This window comes from Streptococcus sp. HMSC056C01 (assembly GCF_001811305.1).
Taxonomy (GTDB): domain Bacteria; phylum Bacillota; class Bacilli; order Lactobacillales; family Streptococcaceae; genus Streptococcus.
Genome location: NZ_KV804201.1, coordinates 90631 through 108329 on the forward strand (window position 1 = coordinate 90631; position 17699 = coordinate 108329).

Annotated in this window: 18 protein-coding genes and 1 pseudogene; 3 read left to right on the plus strand and 16 right to left on the minus strand. The window is 37.3% G+C overall.

What is annotated here, in order from left to right; translation table 11 throughout:
• Window positions 1-11 precede the first annotated feature (11 nt).
• The 5 genes from rplI to HMPREF2795_RS05710 all read right to left on the minus strand — a co-directional run bounded on the left by rplI (window position 12) and on the right by HMPREF2795_RS05710 (window position 5162).
• A complete protein-coding gene (gene rplI / locus HMPREF2795_RS05690) occupies window positions 12-464 on the minus strand; it encodes a 50S ribosomal protein L9 (protein WP_000864204.1) in 453 nt (150 codons plus the stop codon).
• The gene (locus tag HMPREF2795_RS05695) at window positions 461-2434 is read right to left on the minus strand and encodes a DHH family phosphoesterase (RefSeq protein ID WP_000739181.1); all 1974 of its coding nucleotides are present in this window, start codon (window positions 2432-2434) and stop codon (window positions 461-463) included. Before HMPREF2795_RS05695 ends, rplI begins: the two co-directional genes overlap by 4 nt.
• A 148-nt stretch (window positions 2435-2582) precedes the next feature.
• Window positions 2583-3125 (minus strand): ribosome hibernation-promoting factor, HPF/YfiA family, encoded by a 543-nt coding sequence (hpf, locus tag HMPREF2795_RS05700; RefSeq protein ID WP_000599097.1) that lies wholly within the window; start codon window positions 3123-3125, stop codon window positions 2583-2585.
• A gap of 79 nt (window positions 3126-3204) precedes the next feature.
• Window positions 3205-3867: a ComF family protein gene (locus HMPREF2795_RS05705; RefSeq protein ID WP_000649950.1), complete on the minus strand. Its 663-nt coding sequence runs from the start codon at window positions 3865-3867 to the stop codon at window positions 3205-3207.
• Window positions 3864-5162: an ATP-dependent helicase ComFA gene (locus tag HMPREF2795_RS05710; RefSeq protein WP_000867727.1), complete on the minus strand. Its 1299-nt coding sequence runs from the start codon at window positions 5160-5162 to the stop codon at window positions 3864-3866. The genes HMPREF2795_RS05705 and HMPREF2795_RS05710 overlap by 4 nt, the downstream gene beginning before the upstream one ends.
• Window positions 5163-5217: 55 nt before the next feature.
• Here HMPREF2795_RS05710 and HMPREF2795_RS05715 point away from each other — a divergent pair, with 55 nt between their 5' ends.
• The 3 genes from HMPREF2795_RS05715 (at window position 5218) to cysK (ending at window position 7336) form a co-directional block, all read left to right on the plus strand.
• The gene (locus HMPREF2795_RS05715; RefSeq protein WP_000456747.1) at window positions 5218-5853 is read left to right on the plus strand and encodes a YigZ family protein; all 636 of its coding nucleotides are present in this window, start codon (window positions 5218-5220) and stop codon (window positions 5851-5853) included.
• 16 nt (window positions 5854-5869) lie between these two features.
• Window positions 5870-6313: a PH domain-containing protein gene (locus tag HMPREF2795_RS05720; protein ID WP_075228431.1), complete on the plus strand. Its 444-nt coding sequence runs from the start codon at window positions 5870-5872 to the stop codon at window positions 6311-6313.
• A gap of 96 nt (window positions 6314-6409) precedes the next feature.
• Window positions 6410-7336 (plus strand): cysteine synthase A, encoded by a 927-nt coding sequence (gene cysK, locus HMPREF2795_RS05725; RefSeq protein ID WP_001029455.1) that lies wholly within the window; start codon window positions 6410-6412, stop codon window positions 7334-7336.
• 119 nt (window positions 7337-7455) lie between these two features.
• Here cysK and tsf read toward each other — a convergent pair whose 3' ends face one another.
• From tsf to rodZ, 11 genes and pseudogenes are all read right to left on the minus strand, one after another.
• The gene (gene tsf / locus HMPREF2795_RS05730) at window positions 7456-8496 is read right to left on the minus strand and encodes a translation elongation factor Ts (protein ID WP_075228432.1); all 1041 of its coding nucleotides are present in this window, start codon (window positions 8494-8496) and stop codon (window positions 7456-7458) included.
• Window positions 8497-8574: 78 nt separating this feature from the next.
• Window positions 8575-9357, minus strand: coding sequence for a 30S ribosomal protein S2 (rpsB, locus tag HMPREF2795_RS05735; RefSeq protein WP_000268462.1), 783 nt, complete (start codon window positions 9355-9357; stop codon window positions 8575-8577).
• Between the two features lie 435 nt (window positions 9358-9792).
• Window positions 9793-11008, minus strand: a pseudogene (locus HMPREF2795_RS10920) (aminoacyltransferase).
• Window positions 11009-11206: 198 nt separating this feature from the next.
• Window positions 11207-12424, minus strand: coding sequence for a peptidoglycan hydrolase PcsB (gene pcsB, locus HMPREF2795_RS05745; protein WP_000726993.1), 1218 nt, complete (start codon window positions 12422-12424; stop codon window positions 11207-11209).
• Between the two features lie 91 nt (window positions 12425-12515).
• The gene (gene mreD, locus HMPREF2795_RS05750) at window positions 12516-13010 is read right to left on the minus strand and encodes a rod shape-determining protein MreD (protein ID WP_001237921.1); all 495 of its coding nucleotides are present in this window, start codon (window positions 13008-13010) and stop codon (window positions 12516-12518) included.
• Window positions 13007-13828: a rod shape-determining protein MreC gene (mreC, locus tag HMPREF2795_RS05755; protein WP_001078962.1), complete on the minus strand. Its 822-nt coding sequence runs from the start codon at window positions 13826-13828 to the stop codon at window positions 13007-13009. The genes mreD and mreC overlap by 4 nt, the downstream gene beginning before the upstream one ends.
• Window positions 13829-13849: 21 nt before the next feature.
• On the minus strand, window positions 13850-14644 hold the full coding sequence (locus HMPREF2795_RS05760; protein WP_000369587.1) for an energy-coupling factor transporter transmembrane component T family protein: 795 nt from the start codon (window positions 14642-14644) through the stop codon (window positions 13850-13852).
• Complete coding sequence (locus HMPREF2795_RS05765) at window positions 14637-15476, minus strand: energy-coupling factor transporter ATPase (RefSeq protein ID WP_000511391.1); 840 nt, start codon at window positions 15474-15476, stop codon at window positions 14637-14639. The genes HMPREF2795_RS05760 and HMPREF2795_RS05765 overlap by 8 nt, the downstream gene beginning before the upstream one ends.
• Window positions 15461-16288, minus strand: a complete 828-nt coding sequence (locus HMPREF2795_RS05770; RefSeq protein WP_075228433.1) for an energy-coupling factor ABC transporter ATP-binding protein — start codon at window positions 16286-16288, stop codon at window positions 15461-15463. Before HMPREF2795_RS05770 ends, HMPREF2795_RS05765 begins: the two co-directional genes overlap by 16 nt.
• A 2-nt stretch (window positions 16289-16290) precedes the next feature.
• Window positions 16291-16830, minus strand: a complete 540-nt coding sequence (gene pgsA, locus HMPREF2795_RS05775) for a CDP-diacylglycerol--glycerol-3-phosphate 3-phosphatidyltransferase (RefSeq protein ID WP_000711962.1) — start codon at window positions 16828-16830, stop codon at window positions 16291-16293.
• An 11-nt stretch (window positions 16831-16841) separates the two neighbouring features.
• Window positions 16842-17666: a cytoskeleton protein RodZ gene (gene rodZ / locus HMPREF2795_RS05780; protein WP_001227967.1), complete on the minus strand. Its 825-nt coding sequence runs from the start codon at window positions 17664-17666 to the stop codon at window positions 16842-16844.
• Window positions 17667-17699 lie beyond the last annotated feature (33 nt).

Genomic DNA, 17699 nt, shown 5'->3' on the forward strand with positions numbered 1-17699 from the left:
CCAATCGTAAATTAAGCTTCCTTGACACGAAGATTGATTACACTTGTTACATCTTGATAAATCTTAACCGGAACATCAATCAAACCAACTGCTCGGATTGGTGATTGAACTTGAATGTGGCGTTTATCAATTTTAATACCAAATTGTTTTTGCAATTCTTCTGCAATCTTCTTGTTAGTAATTGACCCAAAAGTTCGTCCGTCTGGACCAACTTTTTCGACAAACTCAACGATTGTTTCTTCTGCTTCCAGTTTTGCTTTAATTTCCTTCGCTTCTGCAAGCATCTCTGCATGTGCTTTTTCTTCTGATTTTTGCTTACCACGCAACTCACCAATGGCTTGAGCTGTAGCTTCCTTAGCAAGGTTTTTCTTAATTAAAAAGTTTTGTGCATATCCAGTTGGCACTTCCTTAATTTCACCTTTTTTCCCTTTACCTTTAACATCTGCTAAAAAGATTACTTTCATTCTTCTGACTCCTTTTCTTTTGTTTCATTAAAAATAACTGTTTTCAGTTTATCTCCTGCTTCTTGCAGGCTCATATCTGTCAAACGTGCCGCAGCTAAGTTAAAGTGACCACCGCCACCTAACTCTTCCATAATTCGCTGGACATTGATCTTACTTCTGCTTCGCGCAGAAATGGAGATTGCTCCTTGACTATTCTTAGCAACTACAAAGCTGGCCTCTATACCAGACATGGCAAGCATAGCATCAGCAGCCTTACTAATAACAACCGTATCGTACTCTTTATCCTCCAAAGCTTGAGCAACCAGGATTGATGGCTGTACCATTTGCCCCTGCAAAATGAGTTCATTTACCAATCGATATTCTTCAAAATCAGTGGCCGAAATTTCCTGAATGACAATGCTATCACTCCCTCTCGTTCTGAGATAACTTGCAACATCAAAAGTTCGACTAGTTACCCGAGAGGTGAAATTTTTAGTATCCAACATCATTCCCCCCATAAGAACACTAGCCTGAATGCGACTCAAACGTTTCTTATTAGAGTTTTGAAATTGAATCAACTCCGTAACCAGCTCGCTGGCACTGCTAGCACCGCTCTCAATATAGGTAATGACCGCATTATCTGGAAAATCTTGGTCCCGACGGTGATGGTCAATAACAATCGTCTGGGTAAACAAGTCATAAAACTCTTTGGATAGGGTTAAAGCTGTCTTGGAATGGTCAACCATCACAAGCAAAGAACGTTTGGTAACCATTGTCATAGCCTGTCCTAAAGGAAGAAGTTTTGAAACACCCTCCTCTTCCAAATAGTTGATAGCTCGAGCAATGTCTGGAGACATCTGTGTAGGATCATAAACCACATAACTATCTTCTAGAACATTACTCGAAAACAACTGCATCCCAACCGCTGAGCCAAGAGCATCCATATCCAGATTCTTATGACCAACAACAAAAACTCGATCAACACTTTTAAGTTTGTCTGAGATAGCTGTCATCATGGCACGAGTTCGTGTCCGAGTTCGTTTAACAGATGCTGCTGAACCGCCTCCAAAGTAGATTGGATTTTTGGTTTCATCATTCTCTTTTACAACTACTTGGTCACCACCACGAACTTCGGCTAAGTTGAGATTGAGGAGAGCAACCTTCCCAATCTGGTCATGATTCCCATCACCATAGGAAACTCCTATACTCATCGTTAGTGGTAAATTCCGTTGCTTAGCTTCCTCACGAAAGGTATCAATTACAGAAAACTTATCCTGCATCAAGTGATCAAGTACAGTGTAGTCAGTAAATAGATAAAACCGATCCATACTCACTCTACGAGAAAACATGGCATGTTTCCCAGCAAATTCTGAAACAAAATTTGCAACAAAGCTATTAATATGACTAATGTCTGATTCAGACGTTTCATTTTCCAAATCATCATAGTTATCAACTGAGATAATCCCGATTACCGGTCTACTTGTCACAAGCTCAGCAGTCGCCTCATACTCACCAGAAACATCAAAAAAGTATAAGACACCTGAATTTCTATCTAAATGCACTGCATAACGTTTCTCCCCAATAATGGCATAAGCCCCTGGAGTAGAAATCGAACTCTTTAAAATCTTTTGAAATTGAGGAAAATCAATTTCTCCATCCTCAGTTGTTAAAATTAATTCCGCATAGGGATTGAACCATTCAATCTCACTGCTGTTCATGTTTAATTTAACAACTCCGACAGGCATTTGCTCTAGGAGGGCACTCAAACTGTCCGTAGCCTGATGATTGACATACTGGATTTGCTCGATATCCGTTTTTTTGTAATATTTTTTCTGGAAATTAAATAGCAGAACATAGAATACGATAAATAAAAATAGACTTGCTATAGTGATCAGATTATCCTTTACTAACACAATCAAAATGGTCATAATCGTAAAGGTTACTATAGCAATCAGATACATAAAAAAGGGATTTATTTCATTTTTTTTCATTACAAACCTCTTGCGCATTATTATACCATAAATGTAGCCAAAATGCGACTTTTAAAGAGGAAACACTATTTTCAAATAATAGTAAAACATCCAAACTAAAAAGTGGTTTACACTAGTGTAAACCACTTTCAAAGACTAATTTTTTTGATTATTTAACTTCTAGAAGACCAATATCTCCATCTTCACGACGATAAATAACATTTGTTGTTTCATCTTCAACATCTACATAGATAAAGAAATCATGTCCCAATAAATCCATCTGTAAGATAGCTTCTTCCAAATCCATTGGTTTCAAATCAATTTGTTTTGAACGAACAACTTTTGGTTGTGATACATCTAAGTCCTCAACTAAAACATCTGTAAAGAGTTGACTTGTAGATACTTTATTTCTGTTCTTACGTTCAATTTTAGTTTTGTTTTTACGAATCTGACGCTCAATCTTATCTGTCACCAAATCAATAGAGCCGTACATATCTTGAGAAATATCTTCTGCACGAAGAGTAATAGATCCAAGCGGAATAGTTACTTCTACTTTAGCAGTCTTTTCACGGTAAACTTTCAAGTTAACACGTGCATCCAATTCTTGGTCTGCTTGGAAGTATTTTTCGATCTTTTCGAGTTTAGAAACTACATAATCACGAATTGCTTCTGTTACTTCTAGGTTTTCACCACGGATACTATATTTAATCATATAAGTACCTTCTTTCTAAACATATTTGTTTTTCTAACTATATTATAACGCTTTCATATTTTTTTTGCAAACTTTTTCCTTATCTTGCGAGGGAAAAAGTTTTAATATTCTGACAACCAGCCTCTAATAGCATACTTTTAAGACGATTCAAGGTAGTTCCAGTTGTATAAATATCATCAAAGAGTAAGATATTTTCTGGGGGCTTCACGCCATCTTTCAATAAAAATGGAAACTCTGTAAGTAAACGATCAGATCGATTTTTTGAAGAACTAGCCTCCACTTCTTTTTTAACCAAAATATCCAGATATGTTAACCCTGTCTCCTTTATCAAACCTTCAACTTGATTAAATCCTCTGCTTTTTAAACGCTGGTAACTCAGAGGAACAATCACAATATGATAGTCCTTATACTTCTTTAACTCTTTTTGCAATATCTCAGAAAATATCTTTCTAAGAAGATAATCACCATCAAATTTATAGCGACTAAAATATTCTTTCATAGCCTGATTATAGGAATAAAGAGCCACATGATCAACCTTTACACCTTTTTTACACCAAAATTGACAATCTTGACAGATGATTGACATTCCTTTTTTAAAACAAGTAGGACAATGATTACCACCAATGCTCTCGAAAGACGAAATACAGGATTCACAAACTAGTTCCTCCTCCTTTTTAAAACAGAGCAGGTTAGTAAAAGTTATCTCTGTTTGCAAGCTTTTACCACACAATAAACACTTCATACTCCTGCCTCCTGATTCATTTGCTTAATCTCCTTTATGGCTTTCTTAATGGACAGATTGAATCCGTCATGGAAAAATATCAGTTCTCCAGTAGGACGATCCATGCTTCTTCCAACTCGCCCACCAATTTGTACTAAACTTGACTTGGTAAAGAGTTGATGATTGGCTTCCACCACAAAAACATCTACACGAGGGAAGGTAACTCCACGCTCTAATATAGTTGTGCTTATTAATATCGTTAACTCTCCATCTCGAAAGGCCTGTACCTGCTCTAATCGGTCTTCCGTAATTGAGGATACAAAGCCTATTTTCTCATTCGGAAACTTCTCCTGCAAAATTTCTTTTAACTTTTCTCCCTTTTTAATCTCAGAGGCAAAGATTAGTAAGGGATAGGCCGTCTTTCTCTGTTTCTCAATGTAAAGTTTTAATTTTGGAGGTAAGTCATTTTTTTCTAAATATCTATTAAAATGCGATAACCAGATTGGCTTGGGAACAATGAGAGGATTTCCATGAAAACGACGAGGTAAACTAAGACGCTTTAACTCCCCTTGTTTAACTTTTCTATCTAACTCGTCAGTTGACGTTGCTGTTAAAAATATTCTCAATCCATTTTCCTTTACACAATTGTTGACAGCATGGTAAAGTACTGGGTTATCAACATAAGGAAAGGCGTCCACTTCATCCACAATCAATAAATCAAAAGCTTGATAAAATTTTAATAGTTGGTGAGTGGTTGCTACAACTAAAGGTGTACGAAAATAGGGATCTGACTCCCCATGTAGTAGCGCAATCTCACATGCAAAATCATTTTGTAATCGTTTATGGAGCTCTAGGCAAACATCAATTCGTGGACTGGCCAAACAAACAGCTCCACCTTGATCAATCACCTTGGCAACAACTTGGTAGATCATCTCAGTCTTACCAGCTCCTGTCACTGCATGTACCAAGGTAGCCTCCCTCTTATCTACCGCCTGAAGGAGTCCTTGTGATACCCGCTCTTGAAATGGAGTCAGTTGACCTGACCATTTTAGTACATCTTGCTGTGGAAACCTTTCTTGCGGAAAATAATAGAGATTTTGATCACTTCTTATTCGCTTCATAATCAAGCATTCTCGGCAATAAAAAGCACCAATAGGCAAATGCCATTCTTCTTCTATCTGACTACCACAACGCTGACAATATTGTTGACCCTTTTCTTTTTTCATGGATGGAATTTGTTTTGCTTGTTGTCTCTCCTCATGACTTAATTCTTGCTCGGTAAAAAGGCGACCGAGATAATTTGGATTTACTTTCATATTTCTTTATTCGTAAAATGTAGAACTTTACGCTATTTTTTAGTACAATAAAAATATGGAATACAGAACTATAAAAGAGGACGGACAAGTCCAAGAAGAAATCAAAAAATCACGCTTTATCTGTCATGCCAAACGTGTCTATAGTGAGGAAGAGGCTCGTGATTTTATCACAACTATTAAAAAAGAACACTATAAAGCTACCCACAACTGCTCTGCTTTTATTGTCGGTGAGCGTAGTGAAATCAAGCGAACTAGTGATGATGGAGAACCTAGTGGGACTGCTGGCGTTCCTATGCTAGGAGTTCTGGAGAATCACAACCTTACTAATGTCTGTGTTGTAGTTACTCGTTATTTTGGTGGTATCAAACTAGGGGCTGGTGGTTTGATTCGCGCTTATGCTGGTAGTGTTGCCCTAGCAGTTAAGGAAATTGGCATTATTGAAATCAAAGAGCAAGCAGGGATACAGATTCACATGACCTATGCCCAGTATCAAGAATATGGGAATTTTCTTAAAGAGCATAATCTCATAGAATTAGAGACAAACTTTACAGATCAAGTTGACACTATGATTTTCATTGATAAAGAAAAGAAAGACGGTATCAAGGCTGATCTCATTGAATTTTTCAATGGAAAAGTTACTCTAACCGACAAAGGTTTACGTGAAGTTGAAGCACCTGTAAACCTATCGTAAAGAAAGGAAATATCATATGGCTTTTGGAAGATTAATTCAGGGACTCGCTGGAAACTTCAGTGAGCAAAGTAAAGTAGCTCTTACCAAGGAGTTTGGACAATATTTATTAGAAAATGAAGAAATTCAAAGCGGATATAAACTCATTCGTGATTCAATTATCTTTACTAATATCCGAATCATCTTTACAGATAAACAAGGGGCAACCGGACGGAAGATGTCTATCAAATCAATTTTCCTCATGAACATCGTCAATGTTGAAATGGAAACTGCTGGACTTGGGATTGATGATAGCGAGATTACGATTACTTATTTAGAAAATGCCTTTTTAAAATCTCACAATGAGCATTTTAATTCTCACAAATTTGAATTTCCAAAGAAAACTGATATTGTACCTCTTTACACCTATCTATTTGACTTAGCTTATCATAATCGTTTGAATATGAATGGTTTGAATCACTGATATAAAAAAATCCTATCACTCCGATAGGATTTCTATATTTTACAAAAGTTAAAGTTAGCGTTATACTAGTAGCATCTTATATAAAGAGGTGCTAATATGGCAATTTATAACAATATCACAGAACTCATCGGTAGAACACCGATTGTTAAATTAAATAACATTGTACCAGAAGGTGCAGCAGATGTTTATGTAAAACTTGAAGCTTTTAACCCAGGATCGTCAGTTAAGGACCGTATCGCCCTAAGCATGATTGAAAAAGCAGAACAAGAAGGTAAATTGAAACCAGGTTCTACCATTGTAGAAGCAACTAGTGGGAACACTGGTATTGGTCTCTCATGGGTTGGTGCCGCTAAAGGTTACAAAGTTGTTATCGTTATGCCTGAAACAATGAGCGTGGAACGTCGTAAAATTATCCAAGCTTATGGAGCTGAACTAGTCCTCACTCCTGGTAGCGAAGGAATGAAAGGTGCGATTGCAAAAGCGCAGGAAATTGCTGCTGAGCGTGATGGTTTCCTACCATTACAGTTTAATAACCAAGCTAACCCAGAGGTTCACGAAAGAACAACAGGAGCTGAAATTCTAGCTGATTTCGGAGCTGATGGTTTAGACGCCTTTGTTGCTGGTGTTGGTACTGGAGGAACTATTTCTGGTGTTTCTCATGCTCTTAAAACTGCTAACTCAAACATTCAAGTTTTTGCTGTTGAGGCAGACGAGTCAGCTATCTTGTCTGGTGAAAAGCCAGGTCCTCACAAAATTCAAGGTATCTCTGCTGGATTCATTCCAGATACACTTGATACAAAAGCTTACGATGGTGTCGTTCGTGTAACATCAGATAATGCTCTTGCACTTGGCCGTGAAATCGGTGGAAAAGAAGGATTCTTAGTCGGTATTTCTTCTGCAGCAGCTATCTATGCAGCAATTGAAGTCGCTAAAAAACTTGGAGCAGGTAAAAAAGTCCTTGCGCTTGCACCAGATAACGGAGAACGTTACCTATCTACAGCACTCTATGAATTCGAAGTGTAGTCTCCTAAATACACTAAGCCCTTGTATAGGGCTTTTTGTTTACCTTTTAAAATAAAAAAAGGATTCCTATGAATCCCCTCTAACAAAAGAAAAGGAAGCAAATTAGCTTCCTTACTTTTTTAGTTATTCAAGGCTGCTGCCATTGTAGCTGCAACTTCTGCTTCAAAGTCGTTTGCAGCTTTTTCGATACCTTCACCAACTTCAAAGCGAGCGAACTCAACTACTGAAGCGTTAACTGATTCAAGGTAAGCTTCAACTGTCTTGCTGTCATCCATGATGTAAACTTGTGCAAGAAGTGTGTATGCTTGGTCAACTTTAGTGTTGTCAAGCAAGAAACGATCCATTTTACCTGGGATGATTTTATCCCAGATTTTTTCTGGTTTGCCTTCTGCAGCCAACTCAGCTTTAATATCAGCTTCAGCTTGAGCAATCACTTCATCAGTCAATTGAGCTTTAGATCCGTATGCCAAGTGTGGAAGAGCTGGTTTGTTAACCATAGCACGGCTTTCGTTTTCTTGGTCAATTACGTGATTCAATTGAGCCAACTCATCTTTAACAAATTGCTCATCCAATTCTTTGTATGAAAGAACTGTTGGTTTCATCGCAGCAATATGCATTGAGATTTGTTTAGCAAGTGCTTCGTCTCCACCTTCGATTACAGAGATAACACCGATACGTCCACCGTTGTGTTGGTATGCTCCGAAGTGTTGTGCATCTGTTTTTTCAATCAAAGCAAAGCGACGGAATGAGATTTTTTCTCCGATAGTTGCTGTTGCAGACACATAAGCCGCTTCAAGAGTTTCACCTGAAGGCATTGTCAAAGCAAGAGCTTCTTCGTTGTTAGCTGGTTTTCCTTCTGCAATCGCTTTAGCTGTTGCGTTTACCAACTCAACAAATTGAGCGTTTTTCGCAACGAAGTCAGTTTCAGCATTTACTTCAACAACTGCTGCAACGTTACCGTCAACATAAACACCAGTCAAACCTTCTGCAGCAACACGGTCAGCTTTCTTAGCTGCTTTTGCCATACCTTTTTCGCGAAGCAATTCGATCGCTTTTTCGATATCGCCTTCAACTTCAACCAATGCTTTTTTAGCGTCCATAACACCAGCACCAGATTTTTCACGCAACTCTTTAACAAGTTTAGCTGTAATTTCTGCCATTTTGATTCTCCTATATTTTTTAAAAATAGGAGAGCCGGGCTAAGCCCCGCCCTCCTAGGTAATTACTATTTATATGAATTAAGCGTTGTCGCCTTCTACAACTTCAACGATTTCTTCGATTGAGTCTGCTTGAGCTTCTGAAGCTGCAAATTCTGCTTCAACTGCTGCAACAGCATCTTCACCTTGGCGACCTTCGATGATAGCATCTGCCAATTTAGCTGTAATCAACTTAACTGCGCGGATAGCGTCATCGTTAGCTGGGATGATTACATCGATATCGTCTGGATCTGTGTTTGTGTCAACCATCGCTACAACTGGGATTCCCAATTTTTTAGCTTCTTTAACAGCGATTTGCTCTTTATGTGGGTCAACTACGTACATTACATCTGGAATACGAGGCATATCTTCGATACCACCCAAGAATTTTTCAAGACGTGCACGTTGTTTGTTAAGAAGTGCAACTTCTTTCTTAGGAAGAACTTCAAAAGTTCCATCTTCTTCCATACGTTTGATTTCTTTCAAACGAGCGATACGTTTTTGGATTGTTCCCCAGTTTGTAAGAGTTCCACCCAACCAACGGTGGTTGATGAAGTATTGACCTGAACGTACTGCTTCTTCAGCAACTGCGTCAGCTGCTTGCTTCTTAGTACCAACAAACAATACAACTGCATCGTTAGCTGCAGCATCACGCATGAAGTCGTATGCTTGGTCAGCGTATTTTACAGTTTGTTGCAAGTCGATAACGTGGATTCCGTTACGCTCAGTGAAGATGTACTTAGCCATCTTAGGGTTCCAGCGACGAGTTTGGTGACCAAAGTGTACACCAGCCTCAAGAAGTTGTTTCATTGAAATTACTGCCATGAGTATTTCTCCTTTTTGTTTTTTTCCTCTTCTTGATTTCAGCTTGCAAAACGACCCGAAGGCAACAGCTTCACAATTCATCAAGAATGAGTATTATCGTTTACACGACAAGTTACATTGTATCATAGTTGAGCCTTTTTTTCAAGTAATTTTGCTAGTTTTTCCTTCATAACCTAACTCCCCAACTGAAATTTTAAAAAAATTTATTAACTTTAAATAAAAAAACATCCCAACATAAATTGTTACTGCTAAATGTGCAATAACCGCTTATGTTGAGATTCAGATAAATACAAAATATTTCGAGTTGATAACTTAAATATTTTGATATGAAAAAATCTACTTTATATTTTTTATAGCAAGTATCATATCTCCATACTCAATGTTAGCAAAAAAACAATTACTAAAGATTAAACTTGACAATAAGTTTTTGACTTTCTACTTGCTACTTCGAAGTTTCTTACGGATTTTATAGGCTATATTAAACAAGAAATACAATGAGCTAGTTGGGAAATTAAACTCACCAGCAAATTCCTCGATAGTGGGATTAAACTTAGATTTAAAATTAAATAACCCACCCTCTAAATTATTTTCAATTCCACCCATATTATGAGTCTCTGCTCCACGGTCAAATGAATGCTGAGCAGTCTCAAACCATGTAGGAATAGCAGGTTGATAATGTCTAAATTCCTCATTCATTCCAGCATATAAGTTTTCAGAAGTTTTCCCAAATTCAATGGTTAAAGTTCCAGACAATGGAACAACACTGTCTCCTCTATCAATATGGCTCTTAAGAAAAGAAATTTCTTCCTCTAATCGTTTTCTCTCTTGCTGATTCTCTTTTATTTTGCCTTCTTTCGTTTTATCAGTAAATTTCTGCGCTATTTTAAGATTCTTTTCGAGTTGCTGCTCAACTTCTTTCAGTCTATTAGGTAAATCTAAGTAGCTCAGTGTGATAAAAGAGTGATCAGGATAAGTAGTCAGTAACTTCTGATAATAATCTTTGCCTCGTAAACTGATATTCTTACGAGACTCTGTTTTCTTCATTAAAAATGAAAATTCATCTAATAAGTCGAGTCCACCGAATTTCACTTCCAATCCTTTATTTCTTGCAGTTCGGATTGCCTGTCTAGTAGACTTGGATAGTTGATCTAGCGAGAAGTTTTCTTTATGAATATTAGCTTGAAAACGAGGTTGTATGTTTTCTGCCATATCCTTTGTCAAACCTGTCCAATGAACTTTGTTTTTTTTGCAATTCCTCAACAATTTCAAAAGTTTTAGAATTTTGAATAGTTTCTTGGTCGATAAGACTTCGACTGATAAACAAACTTGGATCAAATTTAACCATTATTGCATGGCTTTTTTTAGCAAGTTTTTTCAATGTTAAAAGCACAAATTTCAGAAGTTCTTTATCTTCATAATTAATAACTGGGCCTCTTGGAATATAGAACATGGAAAATCCTAATGGAAGAGGCTGAATTAAGATGTTCGCTACTCCAACTAGTTGATTCTCTTTATAAAATCCAACTCTCTCATTCCCCCAAGTATCCTTTATCTTGGCCCAATCACTACTCTGCAATAAATTCCCTTGAGGATGATTTTCTAAAAATAAATCCCACTCTTGAACATCAACATTCATTTTATAAGTAAACATAATTCCAGTACCAACTCTCTTAAAATCTTATTATTATTTCGTTAGATAAACATATTTATTCTAGCTACATATCTGATAATTTTCATCCCATCTTTCATTCCATAATGACAAAAACATTCTGATGAAAATTTTTTATTAATACTATACAAAGGGTGAGATTCATAAAACCTCACCCTAAATTTAATAATAATTAATATGTTAGTTTGGATAAATGTATCTTACTGTACCACGTGATGCTGTAGGATTAAACCATCCACGATAATTTCCGATTGGTTGAGTTCCGCTACCATCATAGTTACATTCTGAAACTTGAATACGCGTTGTTGATTCAACAGCTGTAACAACCGCTACGTGTCCATATCCACCATCATCCCAACAAGCAATCGCACCAACTTGTGGTGTAGAACCTGTACGGAAACCTGCTGCTGCTGCACTAGTAGCCCACTGACCACCATTACCCCAATAATCACCAGCCCATGGAGCCAAAGTCTTAGCACCCCATGTACATTGACCTGTAGGGTAACTTGAAGCATTTGAACTATAAGTTGGTCGTTGACTTACAGTAGTTGCTGCAGGTGTGTAGCTTGATTCATCATCTGATGATGAAGATGATGAAGAACTTGAAGTTGCTTGTACTTGTGCTGCAAAAGTTGTGTTAGCTGAAGCTGCAAGTGATTGTTGTTGACTTGCTTGTTTAGCTTTATAAGCTGCCTCTGCCTCTGCTGCTGCTTTAGCTTCTGCCTCTGCTGCTGCTTTTTTCTCTAGCAAGCTAGCTTTTTCGTTTTCTGCTGTAGCTTTTTCAGCTGCAAGATTTAACTCAGCTACTTTCAATTCTGCTTGTTTTGTTGTCAAAGCTTGAGCATCGTCAGCAAGTGTTTGTTGGTTAGCAATGACTGTATTGATTGCTTCGTTGTTTGCAACTTGTTTTTCAGAGATAGCTTTCTTATCTTCTTTTTGTTGCTGCAACATTTTATTGTTTGCTGATACGATTTCACTCATAGCTGCTACACGAGAAATAGCTTCTGTAATTGAGTCAGAGTTAATAATCGTATTGATGTAACTTGTAGCAGTTCCGTTTGTTTGTGCACTACGAGCTTGGTTTTCAAGCGATTCGTTACGTGCTACGATGTTTTTTGAAAGCTCTGCGATTTCACCTTCAAGTTTTTTAGATTCTTCTTGAAGTTTTTCGTTTTCAGATTGTAATTTTTCTTGCTCTGATTGAATAGCTGAAACTTTAGTTTGAATTTTGTCTACTTGTTTTTGAGCTTCTTTCTGTTGAGCTGTCAAGTTACTAATTTTACTATCTTGAGCAGCAATCTTTTCATCTGTTGTATTTGCTTTAACACTTGAAAGAACAGCTCCTTGTGAGACCAATACTGTACTTAACAAAAGTGATGCTAGGATTTTTTTCTTCATAAGTGTAAATACTCCTTCTTTTAAGACAATACTAGTATATCAAAAAAAGGCCTAATAAATATTACGCCTTTATTACAGTTTTGTTTCTTTCTTATAGATATATTTTTTCAAAAATAAACTGGAAAACTAACATCCAGAGACAGTTTAATATCATTGACGGAACTAGACCATAAACGATAAAGACTGTTATATTTTCAGCAGTTAAGCCAATCATTTGCGCTAGAAGAAAACTACCAAATTCAAAAGAGAAAGTCATCATTAAAATAGCTAATAGTCGAGTCCATCTATTTGACAAAATAACTGAGTTGCTTTTATACACTATTGCTCCAATAATCACAAATAGAAGACTAGCGATTCCAATCAAATGGAAGAAATAAATATCGTATATAAGCCCTAGAACTAGACAATAAGCTAAAAACAGATACTCAGATACTTCTATTGTTTCAAACAACAAGAAGATGAATATAAAGTGGCTCACAATTTGAAAATGTGGAAAAAAACTATTTACAAATTGCCCTAAATGACTGTCTATTAAGACAACTATAGGCAAGAGTAAAAACATCCCTATCTGCTTCAACAGTCTCATAATGGATTCCCCACTAACTCTACGACTTTTAGGTTCATTGGATCGGCATGGAGTTTAACCATAACTTCTCTTGTGAGATAGTCACTACTATGGGTAACTGATACAACCTCCCCTACTGGAATATCTGTTGTTTTAAAGTTGCCCAGACCTCCTGTAACTACCTTGTCTCCTTGGCTGATATCACTACTACTATTTAACTGGCTTATTTTAAGCAAGTCTTTTTCTTTGTCGTACCCAATGATAATGCCATATATACTAGTAGAACCGTGTTGGATTTTAACGGATATTTTCTCCGTATTTTCCGCATTGGTCAATAAGTTGACCACAGTAGAGTTATCTTCAACCTTTCCCACGCTTCCAATCAGTCCTCCACCAGCAATCACAAGCATATTACTGGTCACACCTTGTTGAGAACCTGCATCAATTGTCAACTCTTGTTTCCAAGTTGCAGGAGTTCTCATGATGACGTCAGAAGCAATTAACTTGGTTGCATTCAATTTTGACTTCATATCCAATAACTGACGTAGTTGCTCATTTTCTTCCTTGAGACTGTCTGCTTCATTCGTTTCCTTCTTCATCTGATAGAGTTCTTTTTTGAGAGTTTCATTCTCGTTATAGGTTCTGGTCAAACGACCTAAATCAGATTTTACGGAAGAAAGCCATTGAAAAGGCTTTTGCACTATTCTATCGACTAATGAAATTCCATCTCCAGCTTTTGTTACAACTGCACTTGATTGTGTTGTCACTAAAAAAACGGATACTACTAATACAACGACAAATAGAACAATGATATATTTTGATTTTTTAAAACGGTTCATACCTCTACCTTATATTACATTCTAAGATTTTAGCAAAAATAGAATTGCACCCAATACACAAACAAATAATAGCGCTATACTATCTCTGTTCATCCAATTTAACTGTCGATACTGACTGCGTCCATTTCCACCTTGATAGCCTCTAGCTTCCATGGCTGTAGCAAGAGAATCCGCTCGTTTCAAACTCGTAGCGAATAAAGGAATCAAAATAGGAATCATAGCCTTAACTTTTTGGATTACATTTCCTTCTCCAAAATCAACACCACGCGCCTTTTGAGCATTCATAATGCGAATCGTATCATCCATCAAGGTTGGTACAAATCGCAAACTCATAGACAACATGAGCCCAATCTCATGAACTGGAACCTTAAATCTTTTTAAAGGTCCAAGCAAGGATTCAACTGCTGTTGCCAAACTTAGTGGCATAGTCGTCAAGGTTAGCAAAGTTGAGAAAAAAATAATCAACACAAAGCGACAAAAAATGATTCCAGCCTGCTCAATACCATAGCTTGTGATTTTTATAAATCCCATCTCGAACAAGACGTGACCACCAGAGATAAAGAACAGTTGAAAAAGGGTTGTAAAAGCAATCAGAAAAAACATAGATCGCAAACCTTTTATAAAAAAAGATAAGGGAACTTCTGATAAAACAACAAATATGCCTGTTGCAATGAAGAGTATGAGATTTGTAATTGGATTATTGGCCCAAAAAGCGATAATGATCAATAAAATCATTGCTACTAACTTACTACGAGGATCTAGACGATGAATAATCGAATTTCCTGGTATGTATCGACCTAAAATCATATTATCCATTGATAAACTCCTTAAACTCCTCTATCGTTATCGGCAATTGTTCGAAAGAAATTCCTCTGTCAACTAGCCTTTGAGCAAATCGTGTGATTTTAGGAACACCCAATTGGATTTTTTCCATAAATTCGACATTTTGAAAGACCAGACTTGGCTTCCCACCCTTAACTAGTTTCCCTTTTTCCATCACATAAACTTGGTCAGCAAATTCGGCCACATCATCCATAAGGTGGGTTACTAGAACAATTGTTATGCCATCTTGATGAAGCTTTTTAAACAAGGCCATCAACTCTTTCCGACCAATTGGGTCCAAACCAGCTGTTGGCTCGTCTAAGACCAAAATACTAGGCTCCATCGCCAAAATTCCAGCAATAGCAACCCGTCTCATTTGTCCACCTGAGAGTTCAAATGGACTTCGTTCAAAGAGTGATTCATCGATTCCTACTAAAGCTAGTTTTTCACGCGCGATAGCTTCTGCCTCTTCTACAGAAACTCCAAAATTTTGAGGTCCAAAAGCCACATCTTTTAGGACAGTTTCCTCAAAAATTTGATTCTCTGCAAACTGAAATACCAACCCAACTTGTTTACGAATTTGACGAATTTGCTTATTGACGGATGTTGATGTAATCAATGTATCAAAAACACGAACACTTCCCTCTGTAGGAACCAACAAACCATTCAAAAGTTGAAGGATTGTAGACTTTCCGCTTCCTGTATGCCCAATAATCGCAGTATAAGAGCCATCCTCTATTGACAAACTGACATCTGACAACGCGGATGAAGCAAAGGGTGTTCCTTCCTGATACGTATAACTAACATTGTCTAGAATAATTCCCATAAAGCCTCCTCAAGCTCCTCCTCGGTCAGGTAGTGCTCTGGTAATTTTAAGCCATTATCACGCAGTGATTGTTTTAATTGGTTGACAAAGGGTTGATCTAAGCCAATTTGATCTAAATCCAATCTAGAAAATAATTCTCTAGGAGTACTTGTTGACTCGACTTCTCCTTTTTTCATTACCAAAACACGGTCACTCATAGCAACCTCATCTAAATCATGCGTAATGGAGATGACTGTCATCTGATGGTCTTTGCGAATCTTCTGGACTATCTTAATCAACTCTAATCGTCCCTCAGGGTCCAACATACTTGTAGCCTCATCCAAGATTAAAATATCTGGTCGCAGAGCAACAACCCCTGCAATAGCTACTCTCTGTTTCTGACCTCCTGACAAGCGAGCTGGTTCCTTTTTAGCAAATTCAGCCATCCCAACCAATGATAAAGCCTCAGAAACACGTTTCTTCATCTCTTCAAGTGGGATTCCTTGATTTTCCAGTCCAAAAGCAACGTCGTCTTCAACAGTTGTTCCTACGAATTGGTTATCAGGATTTTGAAAGACCATACCAATCTTACGTCTTTTTTCCCAGACATTTTCTGGAGTTAGGCAATCACCGTCTATCCAAATTTCTCCAGATTCCGCTTCTAGCAAACCGTCAATCAAGCGAACAGTTGTTGATTTTCCACTACCATTATGACCAACGATAGACAACCATTCTCCACGTTTCACGTGAAACGAAATGTTATGAACATCATAGTGTTCTTGATCTGCCTGGTATCGAAATGACAGATTCTTAATTTCAATAATCGATTCCATATCTAGCGAAAGGTTCCTTTAAACAAATATGCACTTCCCTTGAAATAATCATAACCAGAATAAACTGTGAAGAACAAGGCAATATAAAGAGTTATCTGACCAAGCACATTCCAGTGAAGCAACAAGAAGATAATCGCAAACATCTGACTAAATGTCTTTATTTTCCCAGGCATTGCAGCAGCTAGAACAGTCCCGCCTGTTTCGACTAAGAGCAGGCGCAACCCGGTAACTGCAAGTTCTCGACAAATAATAACTGCTACCACCCAAGCTGGTGCCATATTTAGCCCAACTAGCATAATAAAGGCTGACATAACTAACAACTTATCTGCCATTGGATCTGCAAATTTCCCAAAATTGCTAACTACCTGCCATTTTCTAGCCAAATATCCATCCAAATAGTCCGTGATGCTAGCAATAGCAAAAATAATTGCTGCTGTTATATGTAATACCGGAGACGGTCCAAATGATAGAAGAAGAACAAAAATGGGAATAAATAAAATTCTACCAATCGTTAGTATGTTAGGAATATTCTCTTTTTTCATATTATCCTTCCTTAATTTGAACTCATTGTCAGTTTAATCCAGCCAGTTTCCCCAGCCAATTTTGAAGTATCGATTTCCTGATTATCGATTTTCACTGTTACTCCTTTAACAACTCCCAATGTAATTGTTACAGGATTGTCTTTCGAAATCGTTGTTTTAGCTGTTTTATTATTAGGTTCGAGAGTCACTCCTCCTGCCAAGTCAGTATTCGAAACACTGATCCAGCTCGTTACATCGGTAACAGAGAATTGAAGCTCAACTGAATCTTTAGAAGTTTTGTATTCTGCTGCTATCGTATCTCCCTGACCAGAAATGATCACAGAAGAGGCATCACTCGAACTTGATGAACTAGTAAATTGGCTACTACTTGATGGCTCACTACTGGAAGTACTTGTTGAACTCACCACACTATAACTTGCTGTAGCTGGCGTAGTTGGTTGGGTTTGAATGTAATTCCACACATAGTAGGTTACAAAAATTAAAATTGATAAAGACAAGAGAACAAAGTAAAACAGCGGGAGAAATGAATTCTTCTTGCGATTAGAACGTCTACGTCCTGAAAGCTCAATCTCATCAACATCTACTTCTTCATAGGTAATCATACTACCTGAATCATAGGCATCTAGAACAATATGTTCATCTAATTCAACTGCCCAAGCATATTTTCTCAAAAAAGATCGAGCATAAAAAGTACTCGGTAGTTTGTCAAAATCATCTGTTTCCAGTGCCTCCAACAAATCCAGTTGAATATCCGTCTTTCTGTGTAATTCCTCCAAGCTCAGTCCTTGGTTAATTCTAGCAAGGCGTAAGACCTCGCCAATTGTTTTTTTTCTCATACTTAACATTCCTTCTTTCTAGTGTATTTTCTA

Bases quoted from the DNA above. Each gene is read 5' to 3' on its own strand.
- rplI (WP_000864204.1), bottom strand. From the start codon at position 464: ATGAAAGTAATCTTTTTAGCAGATGTTAAAGGTAAAGGGAAAAAAGGT.
- HMPREF2795_RS05695 (WP_000739181.1), bottom strand. From the start codon at position 2,434: ATGAAAAAAAATGAAATAAATCCCTTTTTTATGTATCTGATTGCTATA.
- hpf (WP_000599097.1), bottom strand. From the start codon at position 3,125: ATGATTAAATATAGTATCCGTGGTGAAAACCTAGAAGTAACAGAAGCA.
- HMPREF2795_RS05705 (WP_000649950.1), bottom strand. From the start codon at position 3,867: ATGAAGTGTTTATTGTGTGGTAAAAGCTTGCAAACAGAGATAACTTTT.
- HMPREF2795_RS05710 (WP_000867727.1), bottom strand. From the start codon at position 5,162: ATGAAAGTAAATCCAAATTATCTCGGTCGCCTTTTTACCGAGCAAGAA.
- HMPREF2795_RS05715 (WP_000456747.1), top strand. From the start codon at position 5,218: ATGGAATACAGAACTATAAAAGAGGACGGACAAGTCCAAGAAGAAATC.
- HMPREF2795_RS05720 (WP_075228431.1), top strand. From the start codon at position 5,870: ATGGCTTTTGGAAGATTAATTCAGGGACTCGCTGGAAACTTCAGTGAG.
- cysK (WP_001029455.1), top strand. From the start codon at position 6,410: ATGGCAATTTATAACAATATCACAGAACTCATCGGTAGAACACCGATT.
- tsf (WP_075228432.1), bottom strand. From the start codon at position 8,496: ATGGCAGAAATTACAGCTAAACTTGTTAAAGAGTTGCGTGAAAAATCT.
- rpsB (WP_000268462.1), bottom strand. From the start codon at position 9,357: ATGGCAGTAATTTCAATGAAACAACTTCTTGAGGCTGGTGTACACTTT.
- pcsB (WP_000726993.1), bottom strand. From the start codon at position 12,424: ATGAAGAAAAAAATCCTAGCATCACTTTTGTTAAGTACAGTATTGGTC.
- mreD (WP_001237921.1), bottom strand. From the start codon at position 13,010: ATGAGACTGTTGAAGCAGATAGGGATGTTTTTACTCTTGCCTATAGTT.
- mreC (WP_001078962.1), bottom strand. From the start codon at position 13,828: ATGAACCGTTTTAAAAAATCAAAATATATCATTGTTCTATTTGTCGTT.
- HMPREF2795_RS05760 (WP_000369587.1), bottom strand. From the start codon at position 14,644: ATGGATAATATGATTTTAGGTCGATACATACCAGGAAATTCGATTATT.
- HMPREF2795_RS05765 (WP_000511391.1), bottom strand. From the start codon at position 15,476: ATGGGAATTATTCTAGACAATGTTAGTTATACGTATCAGGAAGGAACA.
- HMPREF2795_RS05770 (WP_075228433.1), bottom strand. From the start codon at position 16,288: ATGGAATCGATTATTGAAATTAAGAATCTGTCATTTCGATACCAGGCA.
- pgsA (WP_000711962.1), bottom strand. From the start codon at position 16,830: ATGAAAAAAGAGAATATTCCTAACATACTAACGATTGGTAGAATTTTA.
- rodZ (WP_001227967.1), bottom strand. From the start codon at position 17,666: ATGAGAAAAAAAACAATTGGCGAGGTCTTACGCCTTGCTAGAATTAAC.